At 33.7% G+C, this 19,081-nt stretch carries 16 protein-coding genes; 2 read left to right on the forward strand and 14 right to left on the reverse strand.

The window, feature by feature from the left end:
• Positions 1-146 precede the first annotated feature (146 nt).
• Together ACFSSE_RS07805 and ACFSSE_RS07810 are read left to right on the forward strand one after the other, a co-directional pair.
• Positions 147-2,822: a PAS domain S-box protein gene (locus ACFSSE_RS07805; protein ID WP_379045511.1), complete on the forward strand. Its 2,676-nt coding sequence runs from the start codon at positions 147-149 to the stop codon at positions 2,820-2,822.
• Positions 2,809-3,210 carry a response regulator gene (locus ACFSSE_RS07810; protein WP_379045514.1) on the forward strand — a complete coding sequence of 134 codons (402 nt, stop codon included), beginning with the start codon at positions 2,809-2,811 and terminating at the stop codon, positions 3,208-3,210. The genes ACFSSE_RS07805 and ACFSSE_RS07810 overlap by 14 nt, the downstream gene beginning before the upstream one ends.
• A gap of 3 nt (positions 3,211-3,213) precedes the next feature.
• Here ACFSSE_RS07810 and ACFSSE_RS07815 read toward each other — a convergent pair whose 3' ends face one another.
• From ACFSSE_RS07815 to ACFSSE_RS07880, 14 genes are all read right to left on the reverse strand, one after another.
• The gene (locus ACFSSE_RS07815) at positions 3,214-4,641 is read right to left on the reverse strand and encodes a carbon starvation CstA family protein (protein ID WP_379045517.1); all 1,428 of its coding nucleotides are present in this window, start codon (positions 4,639-4,641) and stop codon (positions 3,214-3,216) included.
• A 275-nt stretch (positions 4,642-4,916) separates the two neighbouring features.
• Complete coding sequence (locus ACFSSE_RS07820) at positions 4,917-5,366, reverse strand: hypothetical protein (RefSeq protein ID WP_379045520.1); 450 nt, start codon at positions 5,364-5,366, stop codon at positions 4,917-4,919.
• 131 nt (positions 5,367-5,497) lie between these two features.
• Positions 5,498-5,941 (reverse strand): GNAT family N-acetyltransferase, encoded by a 444-nt coding sequence (locus ACFSSE_RS07825; protein WP_379045523.1) that lies wholly within the window; start codon positions 5,939-5,941, stop codon positions 5,498-5,500.
• Positions 5,942-5,966: 25 nt separating this feature from the next.
• Positions 5,967-6,971: a patatin-like phospholipase family protein gene (locus tag ACFSSE_RS07830; RefSeq protein WP_379045527.1), complete on the reverse strand. Its 1,005-nt coding sequence runs from the start codon at positions 6,969-6,971 to the stop codon at positions 5,967-5,969.
• Positions 6,972-7,119: 148 nt separating this feature from the next.
• The gene (locus tag ACFSSE_RS07835) at positions 7,120-7,464 is read right to left on the reverse strand and encodes a cupin (RefSeq protein WP_379045530.1); all 345 of its coding nucleotides are present in this window, start codon (positions 7,462-7,464) and stop codon (positions 7,120-7,122) included.
• Between the two features lie 37 nt (positions 7,465-7,501).
• Positions 7,502-8,212, reverse strand: coding sequence for a hypothetical protein (locus ACFSSE_RS07840; protein ID WP_379045533.1), 711 nt, complete (start codon positions 8,210-8,212; stop codon positions 7,502-7,504).
• Positions 8,213-8,478: 266 nt separating this feature from the next.
• Positions 8,479-9,663, reverse strand: coding sequence for a M20 metallopeptidase family protein (locus ACFSSE_RS07845; RefSeq protein WP_379045536.1), 1,185 nt, complete (start codon positions 9,661-9,663; stop codon positions 8,479-8,481).
• Positions 9,650-10,087, reverse strand: a complete 438-nt coding sequence (locus ACFSSE_RS07850) for an SPOR domain-containing protein (protein WP_379045539.1) — start codon at positions 10,085-10,087, stop codon at positions 9,650-9,652. The genes ACFSSE_RS07845 and ACFSSE_RS07850 overlap by 14 nt, the downstream gene beginning before the upstream one ends.
• Entirely contained in the window at positions 10,088-13,393 is a 3,306-nt protein-coding gene (gene secA / locus ACFSSE_RS07855; protein WP_379045542.1) for a preprotein translocase subunit SecA, read from the reverse strand. It lies immediately after the preceding gene.
• Between the two features lie 478 nt (positions 13,394-13,871).
• Positions 13,872-14,273, reverse strand: a complete 402-nt coding sequence (locus ACFSSE_RS07860; RefSeq protein ID WP_379045545.1) for a response regulator — start codon at positions 14,271-14,273, stop codon at positions 13,872-13,874.
• 74 nt (positions 14,274-14,347) lie between these two features.
• A complete protein-coding gene (locus ACFSSE_RS07865; RefSeq protein ID WP_379045548.1) occupies positions 14,348-16,228 on the reverse strand; it encodes a PAS domain-containing protein in 1,881 nt (626 codons plus the stop codon).
• Positions 16,229-16,616: 388 nt separating this feature from the next.
• A complete protein-coding gene (locus tag ACFSSE_RS07870; protein WP_379045551.1) occupies positions 16,617-17,534 on the reverse strand; it encodes a helix-turn-helix domain-containing protein in 918 nt (305 codons plus the stop codon).
• Between the two features lie 77 nt (positions 17,535-17,611).
• Entirely contained in the window at positions 17,612-17,980 is a 369-nt protein-coding gene (locus ACFSSE_RS07875) for a DoxX family protein (protein ID WP_379045554.1), read from the reverse strand.
• Position 17,981: 1 nt separating this feature from the next.
• A complete protein-coding gene (locus ACFSSE_RS07880) occupies positions 17,982-18,905 on the reverse strand; it encodes an oxidoreductase (RefSeq protein ID WP_379045556.1) in 924 nt (307 codons plus the stop codon).
• Positions 18,906-19,081 lie beyond the last annotated feature (176 nt).

A 19,081-nucleotide genomic window follows, 5' to 3' on the forward strand; every position in this document is an offset into this window, starting at 1 on the left:
TTTCGCAACTCAAAATTAGAATTATACAGGCCTTTTTTGTATATTATTTGTTCGGACAGTTATGAATTCATTTTAAGTACTGGTTGATTTGTTACGAAATACCTTGCGTTTTTTTATATTTGTTTCTATATTTAATAATTCTCAATATGGCTACCGAACCTAAAGATAATATTCAAACTTTCTTTGAAATTAATAATCTTGGATTGTTAGTTGCAAACCATGCTCAGGCTATGTTGGCATATTGGGACAAAAATCAGTTATGCCGGTTTGCAAATCATTCCTATCTAAAGTGGTTTGGTAAAACCAGAGAGGAGATGGTAGATAAAATGAGCATGTTAGACTTATTAGGTCCTGCACTTTACCAAGAAAATCTACCCTATATCACTGAGGTGTTAAAAGGAAATCCACAGCAGTTTGAAAGGGTGATTAAAACACCATCAGGAGAAACAATAAACTCTATTGCCAATTATTATCCAGATATTTTTGAAGGAAAGGTTAGAGGCTTCTTTGTTCATGTTGCAGATATTACCCAAGTGAAAGCACTGGAGAAAGACATTGCAATTTCAGAAGCTAAATTTCGAGGAATATTAGAAAACGCACCAGATGCAACTTTGATTGTTAATCAAGCCGGCGTAATTCAATTAATTAACAGTCAAGCAGAAAACCTCTTTGGATATTTAGGTGCGGAACTGCTTAAAAACTCATTTTTCATGCTGTTGCCTAATCGTCATCGAGACGAAATAAAGTCCTCATGGTCAGAATTTGTTGAAAATATCATTTCAAATACCGGCAATACTTTGCTTAACATTAAGGGGTTAAGAAAGAATGGAGAAGAATTCCCAATTGAAATCAATGTCGCTAAGATTCAAACAGAAGATGAAATAAACATCTGTGCATCAATTAGGGATATTTCTGACCGTATGAAATCGGAGTCAGAAGTTAAAAGAAATAACGAAAGAAACAAAATATTTATAGAACAGGCACCTAATGCAATTGCGATGTTTGACCTACAAATGTGCTATCTGGCTGCTTCCGAAAGATGGATTGCTGACTATCAGTTGAAGGGGAAAGAAATAATTGGACGCTCACATTATGAGATATTTCCAGAAATTGGTGATGATTGGAAAGCAATTCATAAAGCCTGTTTAAATGGCGAAATTAATAAATGTGATGAAGCATCATTTGAGCGTAGCGATGGCTCTCTACAGTGGATAACTTGGGATGTGAGACCATGGTATATTTCGGAAGGAAATATTGGTGGAATACTAATGTACACCGCTGATATCACTAACTTAAAAGAAAAGGACCAAGAGAAAAGAAGAATTGAAGAAATACTGGATAGAACAAATGAAGTTGCCAGGATTGGCACTTGGGAGGTTGATTTAGTAAGGAATAAAGTTTCTTGGAGTAGGATAACCAAAGAAATCCATGAAGTTGACCCTGAATTTGAACCTCAACTAGAAACGGCAATTAATTTTTATAAAGAAGGAACGAGCAGAGACACCATTAATCTTGCAATTTCAGAAGCAATAGCCAATGGAACTTATTTTGATGAGGAAGTTGAACTGGTTACACGTAAAGGAAACTTATATTGGACCCGGGCCATAGGACAGGCTGAGTTTAAAAATCAAAAATGTGTAAGGTTGTATGGTGTTTTCCAAGATATTGACAATAAAAAAAGAGCTGAAGAAGCATTGCATCTATTAAATGAAGAACTACATACTATTTTTAATGCGGGTTATGTTTCAATAATAGGTACTGATTTACAAGGAAACATCACGCATTTTAATAAAGGTGCAGAGCATCTTTTGCAATACTCTGCCAAAGAGATGATTGGAATTAAAACACTGGAAATCATACATCTTAAAGAAGAGGTTTTAAAAAGAGGGGAAGAATTATCTGAATTGTTTAACCAAAAAATAGAAGAGTTCAATGTTTTTGTACAAGTACCCAAAATAGACGGGGTTGAGTCAAGAGAATGGACCTATGTAAGAAAAGACGGTACTTTTTTTCCTGTTCAACTTGTGATTACCGCCATTAAAAATTCTAAAGGTGAGGTAGTAGGTTTTCTTGGGGTAGGTACAGATATCAGCGATATAAAGAAAGCTGAAAATGAACTTAAATCAATTTTAGAGATTACCACAGATCAAAATGAGAGACTAAAAAACTTTGCTCATATTGTATCCCATAATTTACGGTCACATACCGGTAATCTTGAGATGGTTATAGACTTGTATGTTGAAGAAAACCAAGAAGTTGTTGAAAATGAGTACATTATTCTTTTACAAACGGCCCTTAAAAATCTTAAAGAAACTATATCTAATCTAAATGAGGTTGTTTTGATGAATAACTCAACCGAAAATTTGGAACCCTTAAACTTATACAAAATCATTGAATCTGCCTCTAAAAGTGTAGGCCAGATAGCCAGTTCAGCCTTAGTGGAAATTAAAAACAACGTTGATAGCGAAATGTCAATAATGGGCATTTCGGCTTATACAGAAAGTATTATTCTTAACTTTATTACCAATGGGATTAAGTACAGATCAAATGACAGACCCTCTTTTGTCTCTTTTTCAGCAGTTCAATTAAAGGAATATGTTTTGCTTACGATAGAGGATAATGGGATAGGCATTGATTTAAAAAGAAATAGAGCGAAGTTATTTGGCATGTATAAAACTTTTAATGGAAACCCAGATGCCAGAGGTATCGGACTATTTATAACGAAGAATCAAATTGAAGCAATGGGTGGGAAAATTGAAGTGGAAAGTGAACTTAATAAAGGAACAATATTTAAAGTATATCTGAAACATGAAAAAAATTGAACTAGCTTGTATTATAGATGACGACCCAATCTATGTGTTTTGCACAAAGCGAATTATGGTTTTGGCCGACTTTTGTGAAAGTTTTTTGATCTTCCACAATGGCAAAGAGGCTTTGGACAGATTATCAGTTATCATTCAAAATGATGAGCATCTACCCGAAGTGATACTACTGGATTTGAACATGCCAGTTATGGATGGATGGGAGTTTCTAGAGGAGTTCACTAAAATACCGGTGGCTAAACAAATAACAATTTACATTGTCACCTCATCTATAGATCCGGAGGATGTAGAAAAAGCAAAGCAATATGATAATATCAATAACTATATTGTAAAACCAGTTACTGTTGAGATGCTTAAAGAAATATTACTAAATTTTGGGAAAAACTAATAATTATAATTGCTTAGTTAATTTTTGGCTTATAAAAAAATATACTACGGAGCCTATAGCAACCGCTAATCCAACTAAATAAGATATATTGTTAGGTAAATTAAATCCTTCGGGTGCTATCAGTAAATAGGATGTAACAACTGCTGTCATAAAAATTGCTGGGATTAAAGTAATCCAATAGTTTTTATTCTCTTTAATTAAATACGCTGTAATTGTCCATAAAACTACAGTTGCCAATGTTTGGTTAGTCCATGCAAAATAACGCCAAATGATAGAAAAATCTAACTGAGTTAAAAAGTAAGCTATAATAAATAAAGGCACACTAATTAAAAAACGATTAAAGATTGGGCGTTGATTATGTTTAAAAATATCAGCAATAATTAGTCTTGCACTTCTGAAAGCTGTGTCGCCAGAGGTTATTGGAGCTGCAACAACACCCAATAATGCTAAAATGCCGCCAATTTTACCTAATAAGGAACTCGAAATTTCGTTTACCACAAAAGCAGCATTACCACCTTGAGCTTCCATTATTTCATTTAAACCACCTACACTTTTGTAAAAAGACATTCCAATTGCCGCCCAAATTAAAGCAACAATACCTTCTGTAACCATTGCACCAAAAAATACTGGACGGCCTTGTTTTTCATTAGTAATACATCTTGCCATTAACGGTGATTGAGTGGCATGGAAACCTGAAATTGCTCCACAAGCTATTGTTACAAATACAAATGGGAAAATCGGAAATTCATCTGGATTATTATGAAAGTTTTTAAGATTTGCAAAGGTAACCTCTGGAACTTTTATATCATTTATGAACATCATTACAAATATACCTACAGCCATAAATAGTAGAGCCACACCAAACACCGGATAAATTTTACCTATAATTTTATCAATAGGAAGAACCGTGGATAGGATATAATAAATAAAAATAAGCACTACCCAAAAGTTAATTCCGCCAAAGCCATCACTTATACCAATTAATAATTTAGCTGGGCCCATAATAAATACAGTGCCAACCATTATTAGCAGTACTACTGAAAAAACCCGCATAAATTGTTTAACACCGCTACCTAAGTAATAGCCAGATATTTCTGTAATACTTTCGCCTTTATGCTTTACAGATAGCATCCCCGAGAAGTAATCATGTACTCCGCCGGCAAACAAACTTCCTAATACGATCCACAAAAATGCAACTGGACCCCACATTGCACCAGCAACTGCTCCAAAAATTGGCCCCAAACCAGCTATGTTTAAAAACTGAATTAAGAATATTTTCCATAAAGGAGGAGCAACAAAATCTATCCCATCGGCATGTGTAATTGCAGGTGTTAAACGGTTTTCATCAATGCCAAAAATGCGTTCAGATATTTTTGATAAAACAAAATAACCAACAATCAAAACAATAATAGCGGTAATAAAAGAAATCATAATAGCTTTAAATGCCTAAATTGTCTTATTTATAGCGGCAGGTTGAGTTTATGTAAAATTTACAGAATATTAAACAAATCAAATTTTTGACCGCAATAGGTAGAATTAATATTTTTTTAACCTTTAAATTAATGATAGATAAGAACACTTTTATTTTAAAAGGTGATAACAATCTATAGATTTTTTGATAAACAATGAAAGGCTGCCTAAGCAAGCAACCTCATATTATCTAATTATATGATTGATGAAAATTAGTAACAATTGTAAAGAGTTGATTATTGACAATCTATAGGCTCATACAAAAACCCATCTTCAAACTTAATTTCAGCGTGGTTTTTAAAATAAGTTCTACCTAAATAGGTTTCAATTACACCATAACCTTGTTGTAGTTTATCACCTTTTTTAAGAAAAACTAATGGATTTTTAGAAGTGGTTCCTTCTGCTTGAAACACATAATCTACAAATAAAGTATCTCCTTTAAAAGAACCTTTAATTTCGCCGTTTGTGTCGTCTTTTTCTAAAAAGTTGAAGTTTAAAATACCTGTTACTTCTCCGTTTTTATTATCAAAAGAAATGGAAGAAGAATCTTTACCAGATGTTGCTAAATAACATTCTTTTGATGCATTAGTTTCATTTAAAACTTCGCTTGCTTCTTTAGGTTTATTTTGGTTGCAAGCAGTAAAACCAAAAGCAATTGCCGATAAAATAAGGATGTACTTTTTCATAGTTTTAATTTTTTTTATTTAAATGTAAGCAAAATATAATTCAATTTGGTTGATAATGTATTTTGGGTTTACCATTTACCTATTACACAAACTAGATTTAAAACTAAGACGAAATAAGCAGATTGTACATTTTAAAATTCTTTATAAAAACAAATACTTGTATTTAAACCTGCATATTGTCCATAATTTTCCATTACATTAAATCTACTACTTTTATAAAGATGTAAAGCTTCTGGCTGCTTATTGCCGGTTTCTAAAACAAGTTTTTTATAGCCTAATTCTTTCGCCCAATTTTCTAACTCTTTTAATATCATCCTAGCAATGCCTTTTTCTCTATTTTTAATTTCAACATACATTCTTTTTACTTCCATTGTATCAGCATTATATTCCTTTATAGCTCCACAGCCAACAGCCATTTCATTTTCATAAGCAACTATAACATATTTTATTGCTGCAATTTTATTAAATTGTGCATAAAACGAATGAATTTCGCCGTCTCTAATTGCTAAATCTTTATCAAGCTCAATTACTAAATTTTGAAAATCTAAATTTTCAGAATTGGTTCTAATTAGCATATAGATGTCATTAAGGTTTTGAAAATTATTTATTGAAATACTTTTGCGCACTTATCTCTCCACTTTTTATTAGTGATTGCTTTTGCGCTGCTGACATTTTCTTAATCCTTGGACTAATTCCAACTGATGAAACAGAAATTGTTCGTTCCCAGTCAGCAGAAATTAAAGCTGTCCTATTCAAATTCTCAAGAATTAAAACATAAAATGCCTGCAAATAATCATTCATATTATTAATTGGCATGGGAACTAAAGCTTTAGACATGGAATCATTTTTAATTTGTAAATCAGAGTCAATTCTTATACCCAATGTTTTATAATTAGGGATTCTAATTGTTTGATTTAATGAATCAACTTTTAAACTATCAAAAATAAAAATAGGGAAGTTTCCTATTATTCCGCCATCTACTACAACATCTAAATTTGCTGCTTTATTTTTATTGTAAACCTGTCCTATACTGTCTATAAAAACTGCCTCAAAATACAAGGGTATAGACATTGATATTCTTACGGCATCTTTAATCTTCATGTTTGGATATGTCTCTGCAGAAAATACTATGAGTTTTTGCCTATTTAAGCAAGTTGCTGTAATGTATAATTGTTTTAATCCTTTTTGAGTAAGTTCACTAAAAGTAATTTCCGAATCGCCTGTTTTACTAATTATAATTTTCTCTAACCACTTCTTAAATTTATCTCCCTTATACCAGCCATATTTAGAATTCATTCTTAAGAAACCTCCAATAAAAAAAAATTCACCGTCATTAAATTTCTGAAATTTGGTTGCTGATATAATATTAAAAATCTCTTCAGATGTATAGCCTAAAGAAACCATCAATGCGGTTATTGCTCCGGCAGAAGTGCCGCCAACCTTAACAATATTGTTGGTAATTTTTCTGTTTTCCAATTCGGCTAAAACACCTGAATATGCAATGCCTCTTACACCAGCACCTTCGAATACTAAATTTTCATAGGTTTGAGAATATCCAAAAACCATTAAAAAATTAGACAATAAAATTGTTATAAAAACTTTCATTTAATTTTTTTCAAGGTTTTTGTAATAGTAGTTTGCCTTAAAATAAGCTAATTTAGAACTGATTTTTAGAGTTATTTCAATAAGTGATATTAAGAATTCAAAATTATTGAATCTAAGAAGTAAATAACCAGGTTAATTTTTATCTTAATCAAGAGTTTTTAACCACCTGCTCAACCCTTTCAACCTTGTCAAATTTTGATAAAGTTAACCTTACTATACTATCTTCTTTTGCAGTTAAATCATGTTTTACGTTCCCCTCTAGCGTAATGATAGCTCCTGCTTTTAAGTGGTGAATTACCCCTTCTACACCAAAATCAATATACCCATCTAATACATGTACCAAAATAGAAAAAGGTGTTTGGTGCTCTTTCATTATTTGTCCTCGCTTCAATAAAATTCTTATTTCTTTAGTAAAAGATGTTTCTAAAATAACTTTTGTAACCACACGAGTGTCGTTAAATTCTAAACTTTCGTTAAAAGATTGTATTTGCATAATTTTTATTTTAGCTATTTTATTGTTAGGTCAAAAACTATTCCCTTATGCTCCAAATCTCATAAATTGGGTCTCCTTTACTGGAAAAACCCGAGTGATGCCATTTACCATCAATCAATTTATAATTAAATTTAATACTCATTCCTACTTTAGTATCGTCTTTTGAAAAGAATTCTATGTTCTCCACATATTCGCCATTTTCTGAGCTGTAATTACCACCTCCGGTTCCCAAAAATTGTTTGGTTTCTGTATTGTAAGCTATCCACTGAAATTTAGTTCCAGATAATATTTTCATGGTTTTTCTTGGTCCGCTTGTATCTCTTGTTTGTTCTTTACCATCAGTAACTCTGCCCGACATAAGCCATGCGCCTTGTAATGCACCGGGTTTTCCATCATCAACCCTTTTTAGCTTCATTTTGCTGCCTACAATTTGAAAACTTTGATCTGTAATAACTATTTTAAAACTAACTTCAGTACCAACACTTTTTGAATCATTGGTGTCAAACTCTTTTTTTTCTGTCATGGTATCTCCATTAAGTTTCCAAGTTCCTCCATTACAACTGATAAACTTCCCGGTAGTTAAGTTATAAATACTAAGTACTTGATAACCATCGGTAAAAATTACCACGGTCTTTAGCTCATCTCCATTTTGGGCTTTAGAAATTGCTTCCCATGCCCCTATTGGACTTTGAGCTATGGTTGTAAATGATAAAAAAGTAAAAATAAGTGAAACAAATAATTTTGTCATGACCTTGTTTTTAATTAATGGAAGTTCTCAGATTTTGAATAAAATTAAGGGAGATTATTTTATTTAAACCAAAATACTAAATAAAAAGCTTAAAACAGTACTTTAGGTATAGTTTCCTCCTAGTTATCCCTTAGTCATCTTACGTTGACATTGTAGAAAACTTTAATCAATAAATAGAAGTGAAGATGGTGTTTTTTAAAAATAAGAATTTGCATTCAGAAAGAAAATCTAAATGCAAAATTCTTAAATGTACTTAAAATTAGAGCTTAGTTCCCTAATTCTTTAACAGCCATATAAGCCATTAAGCCCGTACTTAAACCTAAGGCCTTTTCATCAATATCAAAAGTTGGGGTATGTACAGAAGAGGTAATTCCTTTTTCTTCATTTCTTGTACCTAAGCGGTAAAAGCAAGCATCACTAACTTGAGAGAAATAAGCAAAATCTTCGGCTGCCATCCAAATGTCTAAATCTAACACATTTTCTGCTCCCAAATAATCTATCGCAGCGTCTTTAACTCTTGCGGTCAGTTTTTCCTCGTTAATTAAAAAAGGATAACCATGTTCTATTCTAAAATCACAGCTTCCGCCCATGCCTTCGGCAATGCTTTCTGCCATTTTTTTCATTTTTAGGTGCGCTTCTGCTCGCCATTTTTCGTTAAGCGTTCTAAAAGTACCTTCCAAATAAACCTCATTAGGAATTACATTGGTTGCACCATTTGCTATCACTTTACCAAAAGACAAAACAGAAGGAGAGCGAGGGTCTGAACTTCTGCTAATGATGGTTTGTAACGCAGTAATAATTTGCGCCATAATAACTACTGGGTCTATATTTTGTTGTGGTTGTGCACCATGCCCACCTTTACCTTTAATGGTTACATAAAGTTCATCTGTAGAGGCCATGTATTTACCAGAACGAAGACCTATTTTACCAGCATCAATTAAAGGCATTACATGTTGCCCCATAACCGCAGTTGGTTTTGGATTTTCTAAAACGCCTTCCTTAATCATTAAATTAGCACCGCCGGGCAAACGTTCTTCTGCCGGCTGAAAAATAAATTTTACCGTACCAGCAAAATCATCTTTTATTTGAGACAAAATTTTTGCCGTTCCTAGTAAAGAAGAAGTGTGCACATCATGCCCGCAAGCATGCATTACCCCTACATTTTTAGATTTATAATCCACTTCATTAGCCTCTGTTATTGGCAAAGCATCCATATCTGCCCTTAAAGCAATTACTTTATCTGATGTTTTCCCCCCTGTTAAAATACCCACCACACCGGTATTAGCCATTTCTTGATAAGGAATGCCTAACTTATCTAACTCGGCTTTTACAAAAGCAGCGGTTTTATATTCTTCAAAAGAAAGTTCGGGATTGGCGTGTAAATGTCTTCTATTTGTGGTTACATCGGCATGAATTTCTTCTGCTAATTTTTTAATTCTATCTATCAACATTGTATTCGTCGGCTTTAAGAGGATTAATGCGCTCGTTAAAAATAAAAAGTGTTGGAAATTGCGGTCTTAACTCATTTAATAATTTTTGGGCTTCGGCCTTGGTTCTAAAATCGCCTACCTTAACCCTGTAATTGGGCTGGGTATAAGATATGTAAGTTGCAAGCTCTGGATACAAAGAATTGAAACGAGATTGCTCATTATATGCTTCTTTTCTATCGTTACCAAAAAAAACTTGTACCCTGTAGCCGTAAACAATAATAGGTGTACCATCTCTATTAACACCTTTGTTAAGTGCAATTCTTCTAGCTATCAAACTATCAATTAATGGATCTTTTATTACTGTTACCTTTGCAGCTTCTTGCGAAAAAGCACCGGCGGCTAAAAGGCTAATTAATAATGTAAATAAGCTTCTTTTAATATTCATTTATAATTGTCCGTGGCAGCTTTTGTATTTTTTACCGCTACCACAAGGGCAAGGGTCGTTTCTACCAATTTTAACTTCAGCTCTTATTGGCTGTGTTTTTTGTAATTCTCTGGTATCTTCAATAGGTACGCCGTTATTTTCGTTAACATTATCTGCTTTAGATGTTTTTAGCTTGCTCATGTCCGTTTTAGGCTGTGGCGCAGCTTCTCTTAAAGGTGCGTTACCTTGTACCGGAATGATGCCTTTAAACAAAAAGCTTACTACATCTTTATTTACAACAGAAAGCATTTGTTTAAACAAATTGAAAGCTTCCATTTTGTAAACTACCAATGGGTCTTTTTGCTCATAAACTGCGTTTTGTACAGATTGTTTTAAATCATCCATTTCACGCAAATGCTCTTTCCAAGTATCATCAATCAGCGAAAGCGTAATGGTTTTTTCAAAAGCTTTTACTACTTCTTTACCTTTGTTTTCTACCGATTTTTTTAATGGAGCTGCAACTTGAATGCCATGTGAACCATCAGTAAACGGAACTATGATGCTTTCAATATTTTCGCCTCTGGTTTCAAAAACGTCTTTTAATACTGGGTAAGCTTGTGCTGCAACATCAGCAGATTTATTTTTGTAATAAGTGCTTGCTTCTACAAAAACCCTATCGGCAAGTTTATCAATATTAGATGAAGCAAACTCATCTGCAGTTATTGTGGTGTCTAAAACAAAAAGTCTTAACAATTCTAATTTTAAACCTTCATAATTGTTACTTTCTTTATACTCGATAACAATATCATCAACAACATCTAAAATCATGTTTTCGATATCTACATCTAAACGTTCGCCAAATAATGCGTTTTTACGTTTGGTGTAAATTACGTTACGTTGCGAGTTCATCACATCATCATACTCTAACAAACGCTTACGAATACCAAAGTTGTTTTCTTCTACTTTCTTTTGCGCTCTTTCAATAGAGTTGGTAATCATTGAATGCTGAATTACTTCGCCATCCTCTAATCCCATACGTACCATTAAACCAGCAATACGTTCAGAGCCAAAAAGACGCATCAAATTATCTTCTAAAGACACAAAGAACTGTGTAGAACCTGGGTCTCCCTGACGGCCAGAACGACCTCTTAACTGCCTATCTACACGACGAGACTCATGACGCTCTGTACCTACAATGGCCAAACCACCTGATGCTTTTACGCCTTCGCCCAATTTAATATCTGTACCACGGCCAGCCATATTGGTTGCAATGGTAACCTGACCAGCTTTACCTGCTTCGGCAACAATATCTGCCTCGCGTTGGTGTAATTTTGCGTTTAATACATTATGTTTAATTCCTTTCATTTTAAGCATACGGCTTAATAATTCTGAAATTTCTACAGATGTTGTACCCACTAACACAGGGCGACCGGCTTCTGTTAATTCTACAATTTCTTCTGCAACGGCATTGTATTTTTCTCGCATGGTACGGTAAACTTTATCTTGTCTATCGTCTCGTACTATTGGGCGGTTTGTTGGAATTTCAACTACGTCCAATTTATAAATTTGCCAAAGTTCACCTGCTTCTGTAACCGCAGTACCCGTCATACCGGCTAACTTGTGGTACATTCTAAAGTAATTTTGAAGCGTTATGGTTGCGTAAGTTTGGGTAGCATCTTCTACTTTTACATTTTCTTTGGCTTCTATTGCCTGGTGCAAACCGTCAGAGTAACGGCGGCCATCCATAATACGACCTGTTTGCTCATCAACAATTTTAACTTTTCCTTCGTCAATAATATATTCTGTATCTTTTTCGAATAAAGTATAAGCTTTTAAAAGTTGATTAACAGAGTGAATACGCTCAGATTTGATAGAGAAATCTCTGATTAATTCTTCTTTTTTAACCACTTTATCTTCTGTAGCTAAATTAGATTTTTCAATATCAGCAATTTCGGTACCTACATCTGGCATCACAAAAAAGTGTGCATCTTCACCAGAAGCAGTAATTAATTCAATTCCCTTTTCAGATAATTCAACTTGGTTATTTTTTTCGTCAATCACAAAGAAAAGCTCTTGATCTGCTTTTGGCATTTCTTTATTTTGATCTTGCATGTAATAATTTTCAGTTTTGTTAAGGATGGTTCTCATCCCGCTCTCACTTAAAAATTTAATTAATGCTTTATTTTTTGGTAAACCACGGTAAGCTCTAAATAAAGCTAAACCACCTTCACCTTCTTCGGGGCCAGTTTTACCATCTGCAATTAATTTTTTTGCTTCGTTTAACGCACCTTGAACGTAGTTTTTTTGTGCATTTACTAAACGTTCAATTCTGGGTTTTAAATCGTAAAATTCATGCTCATCACCTCTTGGTATTGGGCCAGATATAATTAATGGCGTACGAGCATCATCAATTAAAACCGAATCTACCTCATCTACAATGGCAAAGTGTAACTTACCTTGTACCAATTCTTCTGGCGAGCGTGTCATATTGTCACGCAGGTAATCAAAACCAAATTCGTTATTGGTTCCGTAAACCACATCTGCTTGGTAAGCTTTTCTTCTTTGTGGCGAGTTTGGTTGGTGCTTATCAATACAATCAACAGCTAAACCATGAAACTCGAAAATTGGACCATTCCACTCACTATCACGTCGGGCTAAATAATCATTCACAGTTACTACGTGAATACCTTCGCCAGATAACGCATTTAAATAAATTGGTAAAGTACCTACTAAGGTTTTACCCTCACCAGTTGCCATCTCTGCAATTTTACCTTCATGCAAAACAATACCACCAATAAGCTGTACATCGTAATGTACCATGTTCCACTTTACTTCTGTACCTGCTGCTAACCATGAGTTATGGTGCACAGCTTTTTCGCCTTTAATTAATACGTTTGGCTTGCGGGTAGCTAATTCTCTATCAAAATCAGTTGCGGTTACTTCTATTTTCTCGTTTTCTGTAAATCGGCGAGCAGTATCTTTCATTACCGCAAAAGCTTCTGGCAATATTTCTAATAAAGTAGCTTCAAGCGTTTTGTTACTTTCTTTACCTAAGCGGTCAATCTCATCGTAAAAATCGGTTTTCTCATGCAAAGGCATGTCCGGATTATCTAAAACATTGGTTTTAATTTCCTGAATTTTAGCATCAATATCAGCTAACGATGTTTTAATACGTTGCTTAAAATCTAAAGTTTTTGCCCTTAACTCGTCATGAGAAAGCGTACTTAATTTTTCGTATTCACCTTTAATTTTTTCTACTAATGGTCTTGCAGCTTTAACATCACGATCAGACTTGCTACCAAATATTTTATTTATAAAACTTAACATCTTCTTTTTGTATTCTTTTTTCTTGTAAAATCAACAATTAAGCCATGGCGCTATTTAAGCCATTTTGGCAATGCTGGGCTGTAAAAATAAGATTTTATTTAAGTGTTTAAAGTTTAATTACATTATGATTTTGGTTTTTTAATGTTTTGTGCTGATAATTTAAATGATAACGAGGTTTTTGGAGTTTAGATGAACTGTTATTGGATATAAAGTTTAGGGAATTTATTGCAGCTTGTTTATAAATAGAATTAGATTTTCTAAATGGGAGAGAATTTCTGTGCTTATAGTTGTAAAGATGGCGTCCGTAAAAGTTTTTTCTGATGGCTTTGTATTCGACGTAAGCATTATACGTAATGGTTTCTGGACATTAAACTATCAAATAACAGTGAAATGAATAGAAGCACAAAGCACTGCATGTAAGTCCGCCTGACGCAAAACCCGTGTGAGTAAACGTTTTGAATGCTCATTGATTAAAAAGTTAACTACAAACTAATTCCGATAAAACTGTCTTCATTTGCTCATGACTTATTGGCTTTACTAAATAGTTGCTTGTTAAACTGTATGTTTCTGCTCTATTTATGTCATCTTGGTAAACTGAGCTGGTTAAAATATAAATTGTAATTTTTTGTTTAACTGGTATTTTTGTGAATTCGTCTAAAAACTGCCAACCATCCCACACAGGCATATTCAAGTCTAAAAAAATTATTTGCGGCAATTTTTCACTATTTACAAACAATGCTTTTATTGTCTCATATGCATCTTTTCCGTTTTTACAAACCAATATTTTTTCAACAAGACCGGTAAGCTCAATGTATTTTTTTGTTAAAAATAAATGCATCGGATCGTCTTCAATAATACAGGCTAGCTCAATTTTTCTCATTTTTGATATGGTTTATTAAATAATTACTTTATGGTGGTTAAGATTTTTCTGATAAATAAATGCCTTTTGTAACTTCATACCGGCAAGGTAACTGAAAACGTAGTTCCAACATTCTCCTCGCTGCTAACTTTTATTTTGCCGCCCATACTCTCAATTTGATTTTTGGTTATAAATAGTCCCACACCTCTTGAGTCTTGGTGTTGATGAAAGGTTTTATACATACCAAACACTTTATCGCCATTTCGTTTAAGGTCAATACCAAGTCCATTGTCTTCAAATAGAACAGTTACCTTAGATTCTGTAATTTTCACATCAATATTCAGGTAACTTTTTCTTTCTTCACTTCGGTATTTAATTGCATTTGTTATTAAATTGAGTACAATACTATCAACATACGCTGGTACGCCTTTAATATAAATTTGCTTATTTACTTTGTTATTTACATCAATCCCAGCTTGTGTTATTTGCATATTGAGGCTTTCAATATTTTTTTGGATAACATCAAATAAATTAATACTGGAAGCCTTTGCCTCGTTTAAATTAATCTGAACTACCTCGGTTAAATCATTCACGGTTTGCACTAAATTTATGGCACCCCGAGTGGCTAACATAACCAATTCGTTGTTTGCTATATCTGGATATTCAAGTTTAAGTAATTCTAATATGCCAGAGATTCCGCTACTGTGTGATCTTAAATTGTGAGATACAATGTGCGCAAAATTCCGCAGCCTTGCATTTTGCTCATTGGTAATAGTTAGCAATGATTTAATTTCATTCTCTATCTTTTTTAATGCCGAAATATCAATAATTTGTGAAATAAAATAGAGCACCTCACCCTCATTATTTTTTACCATTGATACCGCCAGAAAAATGTGTACAATATGGCCCAGTTTGTGGTAGTATCGCTTCTCTAAATGATAATGGCTTCTTTTCTCCTGCACTAATTCTTGCAAAAGGCTTAAGTCTTTGTCCAAATCTTCGGGGTGAGTAATATCCTGAAAAGTGAGTTTTAATAACTCCTCTTCAGAATAGCCTACAATGTCGCTCAGTTTTTTGTTTATTTTTAGCCATTTGCCATTTGGATCTAATAGGGCCATGCCTATGGCAGCATTCTCAAAATTCCCTCTAAATGCCTCCTCGCTAATGCTAAGTTCTTCTTCTTTTTTCTTTCGTTCGTTAATATCCTGGTGGGTTCCATACATCATCAATGGCTTGCCATCTTCTGTCCATTCAAATACTTTTCCTCGGTCAAATACCCAAACCCATTGCCCGTTTTTGTGTCTCATACGAGCTTCAAACTCGTAATACTCAGCTTTTTTTTCGAAGCACTCATTTAATCGCCTGCCCGATTCCTCTAAATCATCTGGGTGAGCCAATTTCATCCAGGTTTCTATACTTATTGGTGCCAACTCGTCAAGCGTAAATCCTACTATGTTTGCCCAGCGCTCGTTAAATACCGTTTGCCCGGTTTGCACATTCCATTCCCAAGTACCAACATTGGTACCTTCTATTAAAGACTTGTAACGTATTTCTTTATTCTTAAAATCTGTTATGTCGTTATGTACACCTAACATTCGAGTAGGTTTGCCTTGTTGGTCTCGTATGGCTTTGCCTTTGCATCTAATCCAAACGGTGTGTCCTTCTTTGTGCCGGTACCTAACAATTTGGACGTAAGGATGGTTTTCGTTTGCCAAATGCTTTTGCAAATTATCTATGGCAACTTGTAAATCGTTTTGATTAATAATGTGTTGCCAGGCACTTGGCGAATGAAGCATTTCATTCGGGTTGTAACCTAAGATGTGCCAAAATCGAGGGTTCATCCACTCGTTCTCGGGTTTTTCTAAATCCCAATACCAGAGCCCATCCAAGCAATTATCTTGAATAAAATCAAAAATTTGTTCATCGTTTTTAATGGAACTATAGAGCTCAGACTTTAAATAATTGTCATTCATCATTAGAATCTTTTTTCTGTTTTTATCGATGCGTTTTGTAAAGTTTACTAACGCAAGTTTGTCTAAAAACCCAAAATGATTAAAAAAACCCACTCGATCATAAAGTAAATATAAGCGATTTACAAGGATAAAAAATCAATGAATTTCCTGAAAAGCGCAATTTATCAGAAAAAAATGGAATTGTATAATGGTTTAAAACAAGTCCTCACGAGGGAAGATTGTGCCTGTTTACCTGAAATTGAAAGGAAATGTGTTGATTGCTTTAATAGAAATCTAACAACGATAAGTCCCTAACAGAAGTGATATGTCCGGTTCCTTTCAACCACGGTTTCATTGTTGGTTCTTCAAACTCAACGAAACCTTAGCCGTTAGCTATTCGCCCCTTTCTTTGTTAGTTAAATGAAGCTCTAAATTCAATGGGTGTCAAATTTGTTTTGCTCTTAAATAATTTACTAAACGATTGCGGATGCTCAAAGCCTAGCTGGTACGCAATCTCACTTACTGATAAATTGGTTGTTGTCAATGTTTCTTTTGCCTTTTCTATTAATTTGTTGTGAATATGCTGTTGTGTGCTTTGTCCTGTGAGTGTTCTCAACATATCACTTAAATAATTGGAAGAAACGTTCATTATTTCTGCAAAATATTGAACTGTGGGAAGTCCTGATTCTATAAGTTTATCGTTTTTAAAATATTCATCAAGCAATTCTTCCATTTTACTCAACAGGTCATTTCCTGCTTTTTTTCTCGTCAGAAATTGTCTGTTGTAGAAACGATTACAATAGTTCAAAAATAATTCAAGATGCGAAACCATTACATCTTGACTAAACTGATCTATTGATGTCTGATATTCTTGCTCTATATTCTTAAATATTCCTTCGAGCATTTTTTCTTCTTTGTCAGAAAGGTGCAAGGCTTCATTTACTGTATACGAAAAAAAACCGTAGTCTTTTATAACTTTTCCTAATGGATAATTTAATATAAAGTCAGAATGAAAAACTAACCAATATCCTGATACTTTGTAATTTTCTTCGCTGCCTACAGATAAAATTTGTTTGGGTGCTGTCATAGCCAATACACCTTCATCAAAGTCGTAGTAGTTCTGTCCGTATTTTAATTTGCCACTTATATTTTTTTTCAGAGAAACTCCATAAAAATTAAGCAAAAAATGTAGTTCTTCTGTTTTTTCAGATGATTGTACTTCATCCATATTAATCAAACTGATTAATGGATGAAGTGGTTTAGGCAATCCCATTAGGCGATGTAGCTCTGAAATGGAATTGATAGCGATATGATTTACATTTTTTGCCATTGGTCAAATTTAATAAAAATCAACAACGCTTGATTTGAACTTACATTGTTGACTTTTTAGGTTTCCATTTTAGAAGATTATTTTTTTGCAAACATCCAAGCCCACGCAATAAAAAGAAACTGAATAGGTAGCCTTATGATGCTAGCAACAAACTTCTCGTTACCTGTCTTGTAGTAGCCTATGCTTTCAGGAATATGAATTGCAAAGAAAAATACCACCAACATAGCTATAATTAACTTTGCAGCAATTGCTCTTGTTTTAATTGGTATTAAAAGTACTGCTAAAATAATTTCTACAATTCCACTCAAAATGATTAAAACCTTTTGTGCTGGTAACCACGAAGGCATCATTGCAAAATACTGTTCGGGTTGTATAAAGTGCATTGACCCCATAAAAAGGTAAAATACAACCAACAGGCAGATTAATACGATTTTTACTGTTTTCATATTAAAATTCGTATTTTAGGTTAGTTAATTTTTCGGACACTTCCCATAGTTTTTTAGCCAAATCTTTGTCATAAGATTTATCACTTGATTTTACCAACTCAGGATATCCTTTCATTTCCATCATCTTAGTCGGTCCAAAATACTCGGAACCCTTTGCATTTTCATCAGTTGCTGCCCTTAAAATGGGTAGAGTTCCAATTTTTACATTTTGGGCAAGAATGTTATTCAAAATAACCGACATTAAAAATCCTGAATTTGTTTGCAGGTTTGTTTTTGTATAACCAGGATGAGCCGCAGTTACAATAGTGTTGATATTGTTGGCTTTCAAACGTCTGTCTAATTCATATGCAAAAAGCAAGTTAGCCAATTTGCTTTGGGCATAAGCTTGGTCTCTGTTATATGATTTTTCAAAGTTCAAATCATCAAAATGAATATCAGGCTTCATACTTTCTGTTTTATGAACGATGCTGCTTTGAACCGAAATTCTTGAATTCGATGTGTTTTTAAGTATATCCAAAAGCAAGCCAGTGAGTAAGAAATGGCCTAAATGATTGGTGCCAAATTGAACTTCAAAATTCTGTTTTGTCACTTCTCTTTTGGGTGGGTTCATCACACCCGCATTATTTACCAAAACATCAAGTTTTGAATACTTTGAATGAAATTCATCTGAAAATTTTCGGATTGAGTGCAAGTCAGCCAAATCCAATTGCATTAAGTCTAACTTTGCATTTGGATTTTCTTTCTTGATAGCTTCTAAAGCTTCATTGCCTTTCCGTAAGTTTCGAGCAGTCATAATGATGTGAGCACCTTTTTTACTCAACACTTTTGTTGCTTCAAAACCAAGTCCGCTGTTTGCACCTGTGATTAAGATGGTTTTTCCTTGTTGTGAAGGAATGTTGTCCGCTGTCCAATTTAATGTTGCCATTTTTTTATGTTTTTAATAATGGCACAAATGTCAGTCAACAATTATTGGTCTGTGTAGTCAAATCTCTGTTTGTTGTGTTCAAATCAGGAATAGTTTGAAATTCTTTGTCAATTTTCAGGATGTTGAATGTTTGTAGGGTCTTTTTAGGGTGATGTGATTGTATTAAATAATTTACA

This window comes from Pedobacter alpinus (assembly GCF_042684645.1).
Taxonomy (GTDB): Bacteria; Bacteroidota; Bacteroidia; order Sphingobacteriales; family Sphingobacteriaceae; genus Pseudopedobacter; species Pseudopedobacter alpinus.